The 16,209-nt window shown below is 66.8% G+C and carries 12 protein-coding genes; 8 read left to right on the top strand and 4 right to left on the bottom strand.

The annotated features are described in order from the left end of the window. Position 1: 1 nt before the first annotated feature. Both JT689_RS07500 and JT689_RS07505 read right to left on the bottom strand, forming a co-directional pair. Entirely contained in the window at positions 2–214 is a 213-nt protein-coding gene (locus JT689_RS07500; RefSeq protein WP_205250840.1) for a KTSC domain-containing protein, read from the bottom strand. 495 nt (positions 215–709) lie between these two features. Next, a complete protein-coding gene (locus JT689_RS07505) occupies positions 710–1,651 on the bottom strand; it encodes an A/G-specific adenine glycosylase (protein WP_205250841.1) in 942 nt (313 codons plus the stop codon). A 96-nt stretch (positions 1,652–1,747) separates the two neighbouring features. Here JT689_RS07505 and JT689_RS07510 point away from each other — a divergent pair, with 96 nt between their 5' ends. Together JT689_RS07510 and htr8 are read left to right on the top strand one after the other, a co-directional pair. Further along, positions 1,748–2,071 (top strand): hypothetical protein, encoded by a 324-nt coding sequence (locus tag JT689_RS07510; RefSeq protein ID WP_205250842.1) that lies wholly within the window; start codon positions 1,748–1,750, stop codon positions 2,069–2,071. A 65-nt stretch (positions 2,072–2,136) separates the two neighbouring features. Beyond that, positions 2,137–4,068, top strand: coding sequence for a chemotaxis signal transducer protein Htr8 (gene htr8, locus JT689_RS07515; protein WP_010903109.1), 1,932 nt, complete (start codon positions 2,137–2,139; stop codon positions 4,066–4,068). A 3-nt stretch (positions 4,069–4,071) separates the two neighbouring features. On the opposite strand, the gene JT689_RS07520 is transcribed toward htr8, so the two are convergent. Beyond that, positions 4,072–5,448, bottom strand: a complete 1,377-nt coding sequence (locus JT689_RS07520; RefSeq protein WP_010903110.1) for an aspartate aminotransferase family protein — start codon at positions 5,446–5,448, stop codon at positions 4,072–4,074. A 132-nt stretch (positions 5,449–5,580) separates the two neighbouring features. Next, on the bottom strand, positions 5,581–6,879 hold the full coding sequence (locus JT689_RS07525; RefSeq protein WP_229373434.1) for an MgtC/SapB family protein: 1,299 nt from the start codon (positions 6,877–6,879) through the stop codon (positions 5,581–5,583). A 268-nt stretch (positions 6,880–7,147) separates the two neighbouring features. Here JT689_RS07525 and JT689_RS07530 point away from each other — a divergent pair, with 268 nt between their 5' ends. The 6 genes from JT689_RS07530 to JT689_RS07555 all read left to right on the top strand — a co-directional run bounded on the left by JT689_RS07530 (position 7,148) and on the right by JT689_RS07555 (position 16,166). Then, positions 7,148–8,491, top strand: a complete 1,344-nt coding sequence (locus JT689_RS07530; protein ID WP_205250843.1) for a sodium-dependent transporter — start codon at positions 7,148–7,150, stop codon at positions 8,489–8,491. Positions 8,492–8,630: 139 nt separating this feature from the next. Further along, positions 8,631–10,064 (top strand): sodium-dependent transporter, encoded by a 1,434-nt coding sequence (locus JT689_RS07535; RefSeq protein ID WP_010903113.1) that lies wholly within the window; start codon positions 8,631–8,633, stop codon positions 10,062–10,064. A gap of 74 nt (positions 10,065–10,138) precedes the next feature. Further along, complete coding sequence (locus JT689_RS07540; RefSeq protein WP_345944595.1) at positions 10,139–11,683, top strand: acyl-CoA carboxylase subunit beta; 1,545 nt, start codon at positions 10,139–10,141, stop codon at positions 11,681–11,683. Beyond that, positions 11,683–11,940, top strand: a complete 258-nt coding sequence (locus JT689_RS07545) for an acc operon protein (protein WP_205250845.1) — start codon at positions 11,683–11,685, stop codon at positions 11,938–11,940. The genes JT689_RS07540 and JT689_RS07545 overlap by 1 nt, the downstream gene beginning before the upstream one ends. 110 nt (positions 11,941–12,050) lie before the next feature. Beyond that, entirely contained in the window at positions 12,051–13,883 is a 1,833-nt protein-coding gene (locus JT689_RS07550; protein WP_205250846.1) for an acetyl/propionyl/methylcrotonyl-CoA carboxylase subunit alpha, read from the top strand. Between the two features lie 138 nt (positions 13,884–14,021). Next, on the top strand, positions 14,022–16,166 hold the full coding sequence (locus JT689_RS07555) for a hypothetical protein (RefSeq protein ID WP_205250847.1): 2,145 nt from the start codon (positions 14,022–14,024) through the stop codon (positions 16,164–16,166). Positions 16,167–16,209: the final 43 nt, after the last annotated feature.

Genomic DNA, 16,209 nt, shown 5'->3' on the forward strand with positions numbered 1-16,209 from the left:
ATTATTTGATCTGATCGTATCTGTATTTATCTTCGATATTTCGGTGGAAGTATTTCCCGTGCGAATTGGCGCTCATGAGCTCCTGGTGGATTCGTTTGGGGACATCAGAATACTGGTAGACTCTTCCACCGTGGAACTCAATCTCTAGAATTTGGTTCGAGTCATCATACCCAACACTGCTGAGGTTACTTGAGGAGACGGAGGCCCTTTTCATACCAATTTATGTGGCAAGATAGTTGTTTAGTCCTATCGATTAAACGTTCATTTGTCCACCTTCAATTACTGTGCTGGGTGAGAAAGTATAGAGTTTGACGGCGTTACGAGCGCGCTTGACGATGTAATGTTTCCAGAGGGTGTGGGTGGGAGACGTAGTTATACGCTTCGTCAACGAGGGGCGGAAATATCTTTGACGTTGAGATTGATGTTGTAGTCGTCGATTTTGTTGTCGATGATGTATCTGGGGTATTGTTGAGTCCAGATCGTGTCAGATCGAAGTCCTGGTGAGTGTCTCTTGTTTAATCCATTTCTGTTTGATGAGGAAGATAGCGCAATTCACATATCGAGACTTAGTGTTGAGGACGGGGGTATAGCAAACCATGTCCGCAAACGAGAGATTGTCATCTAGAGTGCCCCGGAAAGAAAATTCTCCTGCGACGAAGAATTGCAGGTCGTACGCTTGCAATAAGTCAAGATAGCGCTGGTAACGGCACTAGCTCTGGAGGTGGGTGGTAGGTACGTCACCAGCTTTGTCGACTTCGACTAATCCTTCCTCCGCCAAGTCAGACAACAGGCCGCGCAGCCACTCCCGGCCGTACTCGCCGTCGGGCGTGTAATCCACGCGAACGCGATGGCCGAGCGCGTCCAGTTCCATCTCGTCGTGCTCGCCGAGCAACCGAACGATCCGGCCCCGGAACTGCCGGCGGCTCCCCTCGAAGCTCGGCTGGGTGGGCACGTCCGGCGCGGTGAAATCGCCGGTTTGGTAGGCGTGACACCACTCCCGCAGCGGGCACTCCGCCTCGTCACAACGCGGGGTCTGCTGGCAGGCGACCGCCCCCAGTTCCATCACGGCGTTGTTCCACACGCGGGACGTGCCGTCGGGCAGCAACTCGTCGGCCAGCGGCCGGTAATCCGGGTCGTCGTCGTCGCGGATCCCCTCGAACGCGCGGTAGAGCACGCGCTTGACGTTCGTGTCCACGACCGCGTTGCCGGCGTTGAACGCGAACGACGCCACGGCGTTGGCGGTGTACGGGCCGACGCCCATGAGCTCCGAGAGCTCCGCGGGCGTCCGCGGGATCGCGCCGTCGTAGTCGGTTTCGACCTGTTGGGCGGCCTCGTGGAGGTGGGTGGCGCGGTTGTTGTACCCGAGGCTGTGTGCGGACCAGAACCCGACCACGTCGCTGCGGTCGGCGGCCGCCAACGCGGCGGTGGTCGGCCACCGATCGAGGAACGCCCGCCACGCGTCGATCACCCGGGAGAGCTGGGTCTGCTGGCTCATCACCTCCGAGACCAGGATCTCGTAGGGGTCGGTGGTCTCCCGCCACGGGAACGACCGGTGGGAGTCGGTGTACCAGTCGACGAGTGCCGTCTGGAGGGCTGTGGTGTCGGCCGGCCCAGTCGCGCCCGCGCGGTCGCTCCCGTCCCCTGTCGTCATGGGGGGGCGTTGGCGGGCGGCCGTCTTGGGGATGATGGTTCGGCGGCGCACGGCGCTGCCGAAACGCGTATGTCCACCGGCACGTTCGACGGCCGTATGGGACTTGACGACTTACAGACAGACGTCGAGCACGCGGCCACAACCCTCGACGACTACGCGTTCCTGGATCGGGAGACCACCCAGGAGTTGGCGATGCTGGCGGCGGCGCTGGACGCCGACACCGACGAGCTGGTGCGGCGCGCCGTCCACGCGCTGTTCCAGTCGCTGACCGAGACCGGGCGGCTCGACTTCCACCTCCGGGGCGCGTACGACACCACGTACGACGAATACCTCTCCGGAATGGCGTACGACGACCTCGTGGCCGGTGGCTACCAGACACCCGACGACAACGACACCCAGGACCGGCCGTATCGGTTCTGAGCGCGCATGCCTGAGTGTGACAGGACAGCAATGCGCTTTTTGAACTCCGCCACCTGAGGGTGTTCATGGGGGAATCCGCACGCGGCGGCGGCAGCGCTGAGACGACCGGCGGACTGGCTGCAGCGGTCAAGACGTATCTCGAATACACGCCGACGGGGGAGTCGATCCCGGCGGCGGCGTGGCGGCGTCGCCACCGCAACGTTCGCGTGTTCGTGCTGGCGCACATCCCGCTGTTGCTTGCGCTCGGGCTCTACGAGGGGACCGAGTCCGCAGTCACGGGCGCGACGATCCCGCCGACACCGGGCATACTCATCGCGGCGGAGCTGGGTATCGTGGGGGCGCTGGTCGGGCTTGCGTCGATCCCGTCGGTGTCCCGGCGGGGACGCACGGCGCTGGCCTCGACGGCCGTGCTGGCGTCCTCGGTGGTGCTCGTGCAGTTCTCCGGCGGGTTCATCGAAGCGCACTTCCACTTCTTCGTCGGGATGGCCGTCATCGCGGTCTACGAGGACTGGCTGCCGTTCGCGCTTGGACTGGTGTACGTCGTGTTCACGCACGGTGTCTTCGGGATGATCAACGCCGAGCGCGTCTACAACCACACCGCCGCGATCAACAACCCGTGGGTGTGGGGTGGCATCCACGGCGCGTTCGTGTTGCTGTTGGCGGGCGCACTGATGGCCAACTGGTACTCCACCGAGCGCTCGCGGGAGGCCTCCCAGAAGCGCCTGGAGGAGGCCCGGCAAAAGGCCCAGCAGGTCGAAGACCTCGAAGCCCGCCAGGCGGAGATCGAGGCCGAAAAGGCCGAAGCGAAGCGGCTGAAAGCCGACGCCGAGGAGGCACGCGAGGCCGCCGAAGCCCAACAGCGGGAGGTCGCGGCCCTGAACGAGCGCCTCGAAGCGACCGCCAACACGTACGGGGCTGCGATGGCGCGGGCCGCCGACGGTGATCTCAGCGTGCGCCTCGATCCCGACGTCGAAAACGACGCCATGGCGGCGATCGCGGCGTCGTTCAACGAGATGCTCGACGAAACGGAGACCACGATCCGGGAGATCCAGGCGGTCGCCAGCGACGTCGCGGCCGCCAGCGAGGACGCCGATGCGGGCGTCGTCGAGATCGAGGACGCCAGCGGCCAGGTGAGCGAGACGGTCCAAGAGATCGCCGCCGGGGCCGACGAGCAGCGCGAGAAACTGGAGACGGTGTCCGGGGAGATGACCGACCTGTCGGCGGCCATCGAGGAGGTGGCGGCGTCCGCCGATTCGGTCGCGGAGCGCTCGCACGAGACCGCGGCGGTCGCCGGCGACGGCGAGCAGACCGCCGAGCAGGCGATCGCGGACTCCCGGACGGTGCAGTCGGCCGTGGAGTCGACGGTGCAGAACGTCGAGGCCCTCGACGACCAGCTCGCGGAGATCAGTGAGATCGTCGACCTCATCAGCGACGTCGCCGAGCAGACGAACATGCTGGCGCTGAACGCCAACATCGAGGCCGCCCGCGCCGACAAGAGCGGCGACGGCTTCGCGGTGGTCGCCGACGAAGTCAAGGACCTCGCCGAGGAGACGCGGGCGTCCGCCGGCGACATCGAGGCGCTGGTCGCCGACATCGACGCGCAGATGCAGGCCACGGTCACCGAAGCCCGGACCGCGGACGAGAGCGTGCAGGACGCGATCTCAGCGGTGGACGCGGTCGTCGACGCGTTCGGGACCGTGGCCGAGAACGCCGAGGAGACCGACACCGGTGTCCAGGAGATCAGCACCACCACCGACGATCAGGCCGCCAGCACCGAGGAGGCGGTGTCGATGATCGCGGAGGTCAGTGACATCAGCACGGCGACCGCCGCCGACGCACAGCAGGCCTCCACGGCGGCCGAACAGCAGACCACCGCGGCGGCGACGATCAGCGAAAACACGGCCGCGCTGCGCGAGCAGGCGGACCGGCTGCAGGGGTTGGTGTCGACGTTCGACGTGCACGACGAGTCGGCGTCGACGGCTGCGCGCTCGGAGTGAGCGTTACGCAGTGGGTTCGCCTTCGACCTTCGAGGTGCCGGCGTGGCGAACGTCGGGGTCGTCGAGCGCCTCCAGGAGGATGTCGACCGCGATGTCGATCTCGCGCTCGGTGACGTCGAGCGGCGGCAGTAGTCGCACCGTCTTGTGGCCACAGCCCAACACGAGGAGGCCACGCTTGACGCAGGCGTTCACGACCGCTTCACGGCGCTTCTTGGTGTCGAACTCGACGGCCAGCATCAGGCCGCGGCCGCGCACGTCCGTGACGAAGTCGGGATCGGCGTCGTGGAGCCGGTCGGTGGTCTGCTCGCCGCGGGCCACGACGTGATCGAGGAGGCCGTCGCTGGTGATGGCGTCGATGGTCGCAACGCCCTGCGCGGCGGCGACGATGTCCCCGGCGCCCCACGTCGAGGAGAGGCGGCCGGTCTCGCTGGGGAAGAGGTCCTCGTTGGCGACCGTTGCGCCGACGCGCAGCCCCTTCGCGGAGGTGATGACATCCGGTTCGATCTCGGTGTGGTCGATCCCCCAGAGTTCACCGGTGCGGCCCAGTCCCGCCTGGATCTCGTCGCTGATGACGGGGATGTCGTGGGTCCGCTGGATGTCGGCGATGTCGGCGATGAAGTCGTCGTTGGGGACCCGGTAGCCGCCCTCGCCCTGCTGGGGTTCCATGATGAGGTACGCCACCTCTTCGGGGTCGATGACGCCGCGGTCGTGGTGGAGCTTGTCCGCGGCCACGTTTCCGCCGGGGCCGTTGGTCTTCCAGCCACACGAGCACTCGCCCTCGCAGGTGCAGTACGGCACCGAGACGACGCCCCCGATCTCGGGGAAGCCCTTCCGGTGGATGGCTTTCGATCGGTTCAGCGACAGCGCACCGAGCGTGCGCCCGTGGAACGCGCCGTCGAACGTGAGCGCGCGGTGGCCGCCGTTGTTGTAACAGATCTTGATGGCGTTCTCGACGGCTTCAGCGCCCGTGTTCGAGAGGAACACCGTGTCCAGATCGTAGTGTGCGGTGATGTCGGTGAGCCGGTCGAGCAGCTGTGTCGCGGTCGGGATCTCGGGCGACTCGGGATCGGTGCCGCCGCCAGCGTAGAAGTCCTGGCCCGCCATCTTGAGGGGGTCGACGAGGTCGAACGACTCCAGGCGGTCCATGATCTTGGGGTTGTTGTAGCCGAACGGCGCGGCGGCAACGTGGCTGGTGAAGTCCATGAGAACGTTGCCGTCGACGTCCGTGCAGAACGGCCCGATGGCGTCCTCGGTGATGTCCCACACGAAGTCGTAGACGTACGTGGAGGGGGCGGCGTGATTGTGGTGGAAGTTCACCCATTCCGCGGCCTTCTCGCCGGGCATGCTCCGGACGTCAGGCTCGGCTGTTTCACGGTCCATGCACACAGTTGGCACCGCCCCAAATAAAAGTCGTTCGTTCCAGCCACGCCGACATGTCCCACGTGCACCGGACGCGGATCCCACGGCCAGACACTCCCCGGAAACGGCGTCGGACGCCGTGATTGGTCGTCGTTAGGCTGCCAGCACGACCGCAGCGCCGCCACCGACGACCAACAGCCCGGCGCTGTACGCGACGACGCGGGCCGCGAACGTCCGGTTAGCGCTGGTCGCCGCCAGCCCCGCTTTCACGCCGATGGAGCTGGCCGTCGCCAACAACACCGCGATCGCCGCTGTGTCGGCGTCGACGGCGTTGGTGCGGTAGAGCACGACCGCCGACGTGGTCGCGCCGGCGCTGGACACGAGCCCGGAGACGACCGCGGTGACGAGCAGCCCGGCGGACCCGAACTGGGTCTCCGCGAGCCCGCCGGCCACGACCACGACGAGGAACATCGCGCCGAACCCGAGGGCGTTCCGCATCGAGAACGGCGTGTCGAGATCCATGGACACCGACTGCGACCAGTCGGCGGTCACGGCCGCGATGGCGATGCCGCCGGTGACGATGACCGCCAGCGGCAGCGTCCCCGTGACGAGGACGCCGGCCGACGCGGTGAACACCACGACGATGAGGAGGTTGCGGAGCGCCATCGCCGCGTTCGCCAACAGCACCCCCGCGACGGCGTACCGTGTCGCGTCGGCGTGCGCGTCCACGTGATCGAGCAGTGTGCCGACGACCGCCGTCGAGGACGCCAACCCACCGAAGAAGCCGGTGACAGCGATCCCGCGGCCGCCGTACGCCTGCACGACGACGTAGTTCACGATGCCGATGGCCGCCACGAACACCACCATCGACCAGACCACGCGAGGCTCGATCTCGACCACCCACCCGCCCCGTCCCACGGTCATCGCGCCGGTGGGCAACACCGGATACACGACGAACGCCAGGATCGCGAACTCCGTGGTTGAGCGGAGTTCTTCCCGGGACAACCCCCACGCGAAGCCGTGGAGTTCGCGCTTGAACACCAGCAGGATCGAACTCGTGACTGCGACGACAGTCGCCGGCAGGACCGCGCCCAGCGCCGCCAGCACGCCGATGCCGTACGCGACGAGCATGCTCACGGCCGTCGTGAGGTGTAGGGTGCCCTCCGACGACCGCAGCCCGGAGACCATCAACACACCGGTGAGCACGATCACGAACACCGCGCCGACGCCGCCCAGGACCGGCGGGCACGCGCCTCCGGCCGCCGCGCAGCGCTCGGTGTCGACCATCGTGAAGATGGCACCCAGCACGCTCACGAGCGCGAACGTCCGGATGCCGGCGGCCTTCTGGGCCCACTCGCGTTCCAGCCCCAAGAACAACCCCAGTGCCACCGCAACCGCGATGCGGACGATCCGGCTGTCGAGTGGCGCTGCCACTAGTGCGTCGACGGTCACGGTCACCACCAGGACGTTCGCCGGTGTGCACATAAACACTGGGTCGAGATCACCCCACGGCCCTGGCGGTGCCCCGGCGGTCAGTCGCGGGGGATCGACACAACCCACTACGTCAGCCGCCCAGCGGCCCGTTCTCGCTTGTCGATGTCGTTTCGGGCCAGGGCGCTCTCTCCCGCTCGACGCTGTAAATAATAACTCGTTGTATGGTACCAAACTCCGTCGCAGCCGTGTCGCTTTTGTACCGTGTCCTGATACGGCGTGGTACAACATGGCAGAACGTGAGACATGGGCATCCAGACTGGGATTCATTCTGGCCGCCGTTGGGAGCGCAGTCGGCCTGGGGAACATCTGGCAGTTCCCGTTCAAGACAGCGACCGAGGGCGGCGCGGCGTTCGTCGTTGTCTACCTGGTAGCCGCGCTCCTGTTGGGGTTGCCCGCCATCCTCGGTGAGTTCGTCATCGGGCGGCGCGCGAACCTCAACGCCGTCGAGGCGTTCGACCGGCTCGACCACCCGGCGTGGACGATCGTGGGGGCGATGGGGCTGCTCACGGGGCTGTGGATCCTGTCGTACTACAGCGTCGTCGGCGGCTGGGTCACGCGATACCTGCTGGGCAGCGCCACCGGGGCGTACTTCGCCGCGCCCGCGGCGTACTTCGGGAGCGTCTCGATGGGGTGGGAGGCGGTGGCGTTCCACGGCGCGTTCATGGCCGCCACGGCCGGCATCGTGGCGTTCGGCATCGAGGACGGCATCGAGAAAGCCACGAAGCTGATGGTGCCGTCGATCCTCGTGATGCTCGTCGGCCTCGCGGTGTACGCGTCCACCCTCAATGGTGTGGGCGCAGCCTACGAGTTCTACCTCTCCCCTGACTTCGGGTTCATCGCCGACAACATCGGGAGCATCGTCCCGTACGCCGTCAGCCAGGCGTTCTTCTCGCTGTCGCTGGGGATGGGCGCGATGATCACGTACGCCTCCTACCTGGGCGACGACGACAGCCTGTTCGCCGACGGCGGCCTCATCGTCGTGTTGAACACCTCCGTGGGGCTGCTCGCGGGGCTGGTTGTGATCCCGCTGCTGTTCGTGCAGTTCGGCACGGTTCCGGATGCCGCGGCCGGCGGCGGTGCCGGCGCGCTGTTCATCTCCGTCGCACAGGCGTTCGCCACGCTCGGCGTGGCGGGGCGCGTGCTTGGCGTGCTGTTTTTCGGCGTGGTGTTGGTCGCCGCGCTGTCCTCGGCGATCAGCCTCCTGGAGGTCGTCACCGCCTACGTCGTCGACAACTACGGCTACAGCCGGCCCGCGACCGCGTTCAGCTTCGGGGGCGTGTTGTTCGCGCTGGGCACGCTGTCGGCGTGGAACACCGCCTGGCTGGACTGGTTTGACTCGCTGGCCTACGGCGTGTTGTTGCCGCTGTCGGTGCTGCTCGGTGTGGTGTTCGTCGGGTGGGTGTACGGCCCCGCCGCGGTCGACGAGATCAAGAAGGGATCGGGCACCGGGACCACGTTCGCCACCACGTGGCTGTGGTCGGTCCGCACCTACGTTCTCATCGGCGTGTTCGTGACACTCTACTTGGGTGTGACGGACATCTACGCCGCGCCGGCGATCCCGTTCGTCTAGGATCTCTCAGTGAACCCGGATTTTTGCAGTCGATTTGAAGTTCTGTAACGGTCTTTCAGACTGTTTACTGCGGGTTTCTAGCAGTTTGACGGTTCTATGGTCGTAACTCTGAAATAGGGTGGTTTGTTACTGCGTTGCAATGGCACGAGATGTGTGGCACTCCCGGCTCGGATTCATCATGGCCGCCGTCGGCTCCGCGGTCGGCCTGGGGAACCTCTGGCGGTTCCCGTGGATGACGAGCGAAAACGGCGGCGCGGCGTTCCTCCTGGTGTATCTCGGCGTTGTACTGTGTGTTGGCGTGCCCGGCCTGCTGGCGGAGTTCGTGATCGGGCGGCGGAGCCGTCGAAGCCCCGTCGGCGCGTTCTCCTCGCTGTCGGACTCCACGCTGTGGCGGGTGTTCGGACACCTCTCGGTCGTCATCGCGGTCGTGTTGCTCTCCTTTTACAGCGTTGTCGGCGGGTGGATCCTGCGGTACTTCGGGGCCAGCCTGACCGGCGCGTACTTCTCGAACCCCGGCCAGTACTTCGCCACGGTGAGCTACGGGCTTGACGCCGTTGGCTTCCATCTGTTGTTCCTCGCGATCACCGGGCTCATCGTAGTCCGCGGGATCAAACGCGGGATCGAGAACGCAACCAAGCTCATGATGCCGGCTGTGGTGGTGCTTTTGATCGTGCTCGCCGCCTGGGCGAGCACGCTCGACGGCGCGGGTGCCGGTCTCGCGTTCTACCTGTCGCCGGACGTCGAACTGCTTGAAGCCGACCTGCTTGGGATCCTGCCTGCCGCCGCCGGCCAGGCGCTGTTCACGCTCTCGCTTGGCTCCGGAACGATGATCACCTACGCGTCGTACCTCGACGAGGAGCGGTCGCTGGCCGCCGACGGCGCGGCGATCGCCGTTCTCAACACCTGCATCGGTGTGCTCGCTGGACTCGTGGTGTTCCCGCTGTTGTTCGCGCTCGTCGGCGACGCCGGCACTGGCGGTCCCGGCGCGCTGTTCGTTGGCCTCGCCAACGCGTTCGTTGCGGTCCCCTACGGGCGGGCCGTCGGCGCGGTGTTTTTCGCGGTCGTCTCCCTGGCCGCCATCTCCTCGTCGATCTCGATGCTCGAACTCCCGGTGTCGTTCCTGGTCGACGAGTACGGCGTCTCACGCCGCCGCGCGACCGCGCTGTTCGTGGGCGTGTTCACCGTCACTGGGAGCGCAACCGCGCTCTCGCCCGGGCTCTTTGACTTCGTCGCGGGCACCCTGGTGGACCTCCTGATGACCGCCGGCCTCATCGGGTTCCTGCTGTTCACCGGCTGGGTCGTCGGGCAGAACGCCGTCACCGAGTACGAGCTCGGCGCGGGCGCTGTCGCGTCCGCGTTGTCGACGCCGTGGCTGTACGCGGTCGGCGTGGTGATCCCGGTGTTCCTGATTTTCACGCTCGTCTCCGGGATCGCCGCCGCGCTCGGCGTCTCGATCACGGCCGTCGAGCTGTGGGGAGTCACCATCAGCCAGCCGCGACTGTTCGCGGGACTGAGCGTCGTCATCGCGGTGGTGTCGTTTCTGGGGCTGCGGCGGCCGGCGTCCGTCGCCTGACAGCGCCGTCCTGGGCTGTCGCCGTCTCGGAATCCTTTTGCCGCCGGTTGCGGAACCCTCCTAATCAAATGACGATGGAAGAGCGCATCGAGGACTTGCGCGAGCAGACCGAGCGCGCACTCCTCGGCGGCGGAGAGGCTCGCATCGAGTCCCAACACGAGAAGGGGAAGCTGACGGCTCGCGAGCGCATCGACTACTTCCTCGACGACGGCACGTTCAACGAGTTGGACCAGCTGCGCACGCACCGCTCCACGAACTTCGACATGGACGAAACGAAGCTCCCCGGCGACGGCGTCGTCACCGGCTACGGCGACGTCAACGGCCGCACGACGTTCGTGTTCGCCCACGACTTCACCGTCTTCGGGGGGAGCCTCGGTGAGGTGTTCGCGGAGAAAGTGACGAAAGTGATGGATCGCGCGATGGAGGTCGGCGCGCCCGTCGTGGGGCTCAACGACTCGGCGGGCGCACGCATCCAGGAGGGCGTCGACGCGCTGGGCGGGTTCGCGGAGATCTTCACCCGCAACGAGAAGGCCAGCGGCGTCGTCCCCCAGATCTCGGCGATCATGGGGCCGTGTGCGGGCGGTGCCGTCTACTCGCCGGCGATCACGGATTTCACCGTCATGGTGAAGGACACGAGCCACATGTTCATCACCGGGCCGGACGTCATCGAGACGGTGACCGGCGAGCAGGTCGGCTTCGAGGAGCTCGGCGGCGCGACCACCCACGCCGCCGAATCGGGGGTCGCACATTTCGCCTGCGACAGCGAGGAGGCGGCCCTGGACAACATCAAGCGCTTGCTCTCGTATCTCCCCCAGAACAACGTCGAGGACCCGCCACGGGTCGAGCCCTACGACGACCCCGAGCGCCGCGACGACGCCCTCGAAACCATCGTCCCGGACGAGCCACGGAAGCCCTACGACATGACCGACGTCGTCGACAGCGTCGTCGACGAGCAGTCGTTTTTCGAGGTGCAGGCGGACTACGCGAAGAACATCGTCGTCGGGTTCGCGCGACTCGACGGCCGGTCGGTCGGCATCGTCGCGAACCAGCCCCGCGTGAACGCCGGCACCCTCGACATCGACGCCTCCGAGAAGGCCAGCCGGTTCGTGCGGTTCTGTGACTCGTTCAACGTCCCGATCCTGACGCTCGTGGACGTGCCCGGGTTCCTGCCGGGCACCGACCAGGAGCACGGCGGCATCATCCGGCACGGCGCGAAGCTCCTGTACGCGTTCAGCGAGGCGAGCGTGCCCCTGATGACGGTCATCACGCGGAAGGCCTACGGCGGCGCCTACGACGTGATGGCGAGCAAGCACATCGGCGCGGACGTCAACTACGCGTGGCCGACCGCCGAGATCGCCGTGATGGGGCCGAAGGGCGCGGTGAACGTCCTCTACAGTGATGAACTCGAAGCGGCCGACGACACCGCGGCGCGCCGCCAAGAGCTCATCGACGAGTACCGCGAGGAGTTCGCCAACCCATACACGGCCGCCGACCGCGGCTACCTCGACGCCGTCATCGAGCCGACCGAGACCCGACCGCGGCTCATCGACGACCTCGACATGCTGGCGAGCAAGCGCGAGGAGACGCCGGACAAGAAACACGGCAACATCCCGCTGTGATGCCCGCCGAGATGGACCTGACGATCCCCGAGGACGCCAGCGAGGAGGAGGCGGCCGCCATCGCTGCGGCCGTCCAGAGCCACCTGGCCGCGATGGCGGCGGCCGCGGCGGCCACCGACGACAACGAGGCGACGTGGCCCGGTGAGAAATGGCGGTTCGCCGGCCGCATCGAACAACAGGGCGGGCGCTCGGTGCGCGTGCCCGACGGTGCGCCCACCGACGCGTGGAGCGCGGCGGGGCGTCGCGACCGGTTTTAGGCCGTCGCTCCGGGCGAGGCGGCGGCCCAAGCGGGTGTTCTGTGCGCGGGCTGGCGGCCGATCCAGAACCGAAGCTATGAGTAGGCCGTCTCTGAAACGAACGATCAAGAATGTTCGAGAAGGTACTCGTTGCCAACCGCGGCGAGATCGCGGTGCGTGTGATGCGGGCGTGTGACGACCTTGGGGTCGACACGGTCGCTGTGTACAGCGATGCCGACGCGCACGCCGGACACGTGCGGTACGCCGACGAGGCGTACAACGTCGGGCCGGCGCGCGCGGCGGACTCCTATCTCGACCACGACGCCATCATCGACGCGGCCACGCGGGCCGGGGCCGACGCCATCCACCCCGGCTACGGCTTCCTCGCCGAGAACGCCGAGTTCGCGGGCAAAGTCGAGGACACCGACGGCGTCACGTGGGTCGGCCCGTCCGCGAACTCGATGCGCCAGCTCGGCGAGAAGACCAGCGCCCGGAAGACGATGCGGGAGGCCGACGTGCCCATCGTTCCCGGCACCACCGACCCCGTGGAGTCCGTCGCCGACATCCACGAGTTCGGCGAGGAACACGGCTACCCCATCGCTATCAAGGCCGAGGGCGGTGGTGGCGGCCGCGGCATGAAGATCGTGCGCAGCGCCGACGAGGCCGAAGACCAACTGGAGTCGGCGGAGCGTGAGGGTGAGGCGTACTTCGACAACGCGAACGTCTATCTGGAGCGCTACTTGGAGAACCCCCGCCACATCGAGGTCCAGATCCTTGCGGACCACCACGGGAACGTCCGGCACCTCGGCGAGCGGGACTGTTCGCTGCAGCGCCGCCACCAGAAAGTCATCGAAGAAGGCCCGAGCCCCGCGCTCACGGACGAGCTTCGCGAGGAGATCGGGACGGCGGCCCGGCGTGGAGCCGACGCCGCGGGCTACTACAACGCAGGCACCTTCGAGTTCCTCGTCGAGGAAGACACCGAACGGGAGCCCGGTGAGCTCCTCGGGCCGGAGACGGAGTTCTACTTCCTCGAAGTGAACACCCGGATTCAGGTCGAGCATACGGTCACGGAGGCGCTCACGGGCGTCGACATTGTGAAGTGGCAGCTCAAGATCGCATCCGACGACGAGCTCACCTTCGAGCAGGACGACGTGGCACTGGACGGCCACGCCGTCGAGTACCGCATCAACGCGGAGAACGCGGCCGACGACTTCGCGCCCGCCACGGGCGGCGAGTTGGAGACCTACGACCCGCCGGGCGGCATCGGCGTGCGCGTCGACGACGGCCTCCGGCAGGGCGACGATCTCGTCACCGACTACGACTCGATGGTCGCGAAGCTCATCGTGCACGGCAGCGACCGCGAGGAGTGTCTGGCGCGGTCCCGGCGCGCGCTCGCCGAGTACGACATCGAGGGCATCCCGACGATCATCCCGTTCCATCGGCTGATGCTGACGGACGACGCGTTCGTCGGGGGCACGCACACGACGAAGTATCTCGACCGCGACATCGAGGAGTCGCGGATCAGTGACGCCCAGGCGGAGTGGGGGACGACGACGGCCTCCGAGAGCAGTGCCGATGAGAACGTGGTGGAGCGGGATTTCACGGTGGAAGTCAACGGCAAGCGCTTCGAGGTCAACCTGGAGGAGCGCGGCGCGGCGCAGTTCGCGGCCCCCGAAGCGGACACCGGCGGCGGCGGGCCGCCGGAGCCCGCGGGCGGAGCCGACGACGGCGAGACGGTCGTTGAGGGCGACGGCGAGACGGTCACGGCGGAGATGCAGGGGACGATCCTGGACGTGGCCGTGTCCGAGGGCGATGCGGTCGACGCAGGAGACGTGCTGGTTGTGCTGGAAGCGATGAAAATGGAGAACGACGTCGTGGCGTCCCACGGTGGCACGGTCACGCAGGTCGCCGTCAGCGAGGACGACAGCGTCGACATGGACGACGTGCTGGTGGTCATCGACTAGACGGGCGGTTCCGCGACCGGAGTCATTATGTCGCCTGGCTGTCTGCTACTCCCACACGACCCGACCGACGACACCGCCGGCTGACGCCGCGCTCCGTGGCGGCGGCAGTCGAACCGTGCGGTGTCACGTGGCCGCACCATGAACCCAGCATTCACGCCGACCACGAGCCCGACCGGGCTGCGTGTTCACGACCGGATCGAGAACGCCCAGTTCGAACTGTACACCGAGTCCCGGGTGGCCCCAACGCCTGTCGCTACCGGCTCGGGGCATGGACTGTCTCGGCAGCCGGATGCGGAGGCGTGGCACACCAGCAGTGATGCTGGGTTCGCGTTGCCCGTCGATAGCGCGGTTGCCTTCGACACGACGCGGATCACGCTGCCGGCACTGGTGGACGTGTTCGTGTGGCAGCCAGACCGGACGCTCGTCGGGAAAACCACCAACCAGGAGTCGGCGATGTACCCCGAGCAGGGAGCGTACGCCCTGGATGTCGACATCGGGTCGATGAAGCTCCAACTGGCTGTAACGGACCCCTTCGAGATCCACCGCACCGACGACTCGACGGTCATCAGCTTCGACGCCACGGCCACCGTGCGCCTGGGCGCGCGGTCGCTGCATACGGCCCCCGAGGCCACGATCACCATCACCGACGACGTGCGGGACGGCATGCGCGCGGTCTCACTGTTCGGATCCGCGCTGAAAACCACCACACCGGAGCGGTCGTTCCCGACGCTACGGGGCCATCCACCGCTCGTGGAGCGCGGTGACGCCTTCGACGCGCCCGCCACCCTCGACGCTCCGGACACCGGGATCGCCATCGAGATCCCGCCCGACTGGGGTGACCTGTACCGGGTGAGCACGCTCGCGTACTATCTCGGGGCGACGGTGCAGCCGGGCGCACAGCGCGCGCTCGTGCTCGACGGCGTCCGGTATCCGTTCCCGTCCGCCAGTGGGTTCGGCGACGCGGTGCAGACTCTGCTGGAGCACGTGTTCTTGCTGGATTGTGTCGTCCGGACGGAGGGGCTGTACTCGGTGTCGATGCACGAACGCACCGCGATCGAGCCGACCCTCGGCATCGACCTGTCGGCGGCCTACGACGCGCCGCCCGCCGAACGGCTGGCGGCATACCTGGGTGTGCCGTTCGCGGTCACCGAGCCACACGGTCCGCAGTGGCCGGTCACCGCGGACATTGCCCCGGACCCCGGACGCATCGCCGCGCTGCCGTTCGTCGTGGATGACCTCGCCAACGTCCGGGTCCACGACGCACAACCGGACACGACATCCGACGCCGGGCACGGAGCCGAGGCTGTGAGTTCGTTCCTTCGGAGCAGGTCACAGCCTGACCGCGACCAGCCACGCGTGGCGGCCGACGCGGACGATGTCGTGGTACCGCCGGATACGGAGTCCATCGAGCACGTGTGGCTCGCCGACGGGGTGCCAGTGGGTGCCAACAAGGCCACCGCTGCGGACTACCAGGCGCGCCTGGCGTGCGATGCGCCCGCCAGCGATCCGATCCGGGTCGTGGTCGTCTGCAACGACCCGTCGATGGACGCCGAGGACTGCGTCAGCGCCGTCTACGGGATGCGGGATTTCTTCGAGTTCGACATCTCGGTGCGCCACGAGCTGTCCACGAGCGAACTCGCCACGGTGTTGGAGTCGACGGTCGACTTCCTCCACTACATCGGGCACACGGACGCCACCGGCTTCCAGTGTGTGGACGGGCGACTCGACGCCCGGGACCTGGACACGACCGGCGTCCGCGCGTTCCTGCTGAACTCCTGTCAGTCGCACGCGCAGGGTCGCGCGCTGGTTGATCGCGGGAGCCAGGGCGGCATCGTCACCGTGTCGGACATCGACAACGACGCCGCCGTGCGGGTCGGGCACGCGATCGCGCGACTGCTGAACGACGGGTTCTCGCTGCTGTCGGGGCTGTCGATCGCTCGCAACGTGACGGCGTTCGGGAACCAGTACGTCACGGTCGGTGATGGGTCCGCACAGGTGGTGCAGAGCCGGAGTGGCCTGTTGCTGCTCGCTAAGCTGGCAGCAACCGATGCCGGCTACGAGGTGTCTCTGGTTGGCTATCCGACTACGAACACGCCGCTGGGATCGCTCGTCACGCCGTACATTCCCGGGAACGACACGTCGTATCTGAACGCTGGTCACATCGGGACGTTCAACGTTGCTGCTGAAGATCTTCGCTCGTTTTTCGACCATGGGGTCTTTCCAGTCCTCTACGACGGAACACTGACATGGAGTGACAAACTGACCATCGAAGAAACCGGCTGAAGCGTCTTCTTTAGCGAGACAGCGGATTCAGTACGCTTTCTAC

The organism is Halobacterium sp. GSL-19 (genome assembly GCF_016917855.1).
GTDB lineage: Archaea > Halobacteriota > Halobacteria > Halobacteriales > Halobacteriaceae > Halobacterium > Halobacterium salinarum.

Coding starts and splice junctions, on each gene's coding strand:
- htr8 (WP_010903109.1), top strand. CDS start 2,137: ATGGGGGAATCCGCACGCGGCGGCGGCAGCGCTGAGACGACCGGCGGA.
- JT689_RS07530 (WP_205250843.1), top strand. CDS start 7,148: ATGGCAGAACGTGAGACATGGGCATCCAGACTGGGATTCATTCTGGCC.
- JT689_RS07555 (WP_205250847.1), top strand. CDS start 14,022: ATGAACCCAGCATTCACGCCGACCACGAGCCCGACCGGGCTGCGTGTT.
- JT689_RS07545 (WP_205250845.1), top strand. CDS start 11,683: ATGCCCGCCGAGATGGACCTGACGATCCCCGAGGACGCCAGCGAGGAG.
- JT689_RS07550 (WP_205250846.1), top strand. CDS start 12,051: ATGTTCGAGAAGGTACTCGTTGCCAACCGCGGCGAGATCGCGGTGCGT.
- JT689_RS07540 (WP_345944595.1), top strand. CDS start 10,139: ATGGAAGAGCGCATCGAGGACTTGCGCGAGCAGACCGAGCGCGCACTC.
- JT689_RS07500 (WP_205250840.1), bottom strand. CDS start 214: ATGAAAAGGGCCTCCGTCTCCTCAAGTAACCTCAGCAGTGTTGGGTAT.
- JT689_RS07505 (WP_205250841.1), bottom strand. CDS start 1,651: ATGACGACAGGGGACGGGAGCGACCGCGCGGGCGCGACTGGGCCGGCC.
- JT689_RS07510 (WP_205250842.1), top strand. CDS start 1,748: ATGGGACTTGACGACTTACAGACAGACGTCGAGCACGCGGCCACAACC.
- JT689_RS07535 (WP_010903113.1), top strand. CDS start 8,631: ATGGCACGAGATGTGTGGCACTCCCGGCTCGGATTCATCATGGCCGCC.
- JT689_RS07520 (WP_010903110.1), bottom strand. CDS start 5,448: ATGGACCGTGAAACAGCCGAGCCTGACGTCCGGAGCATGCCCGGCGAG.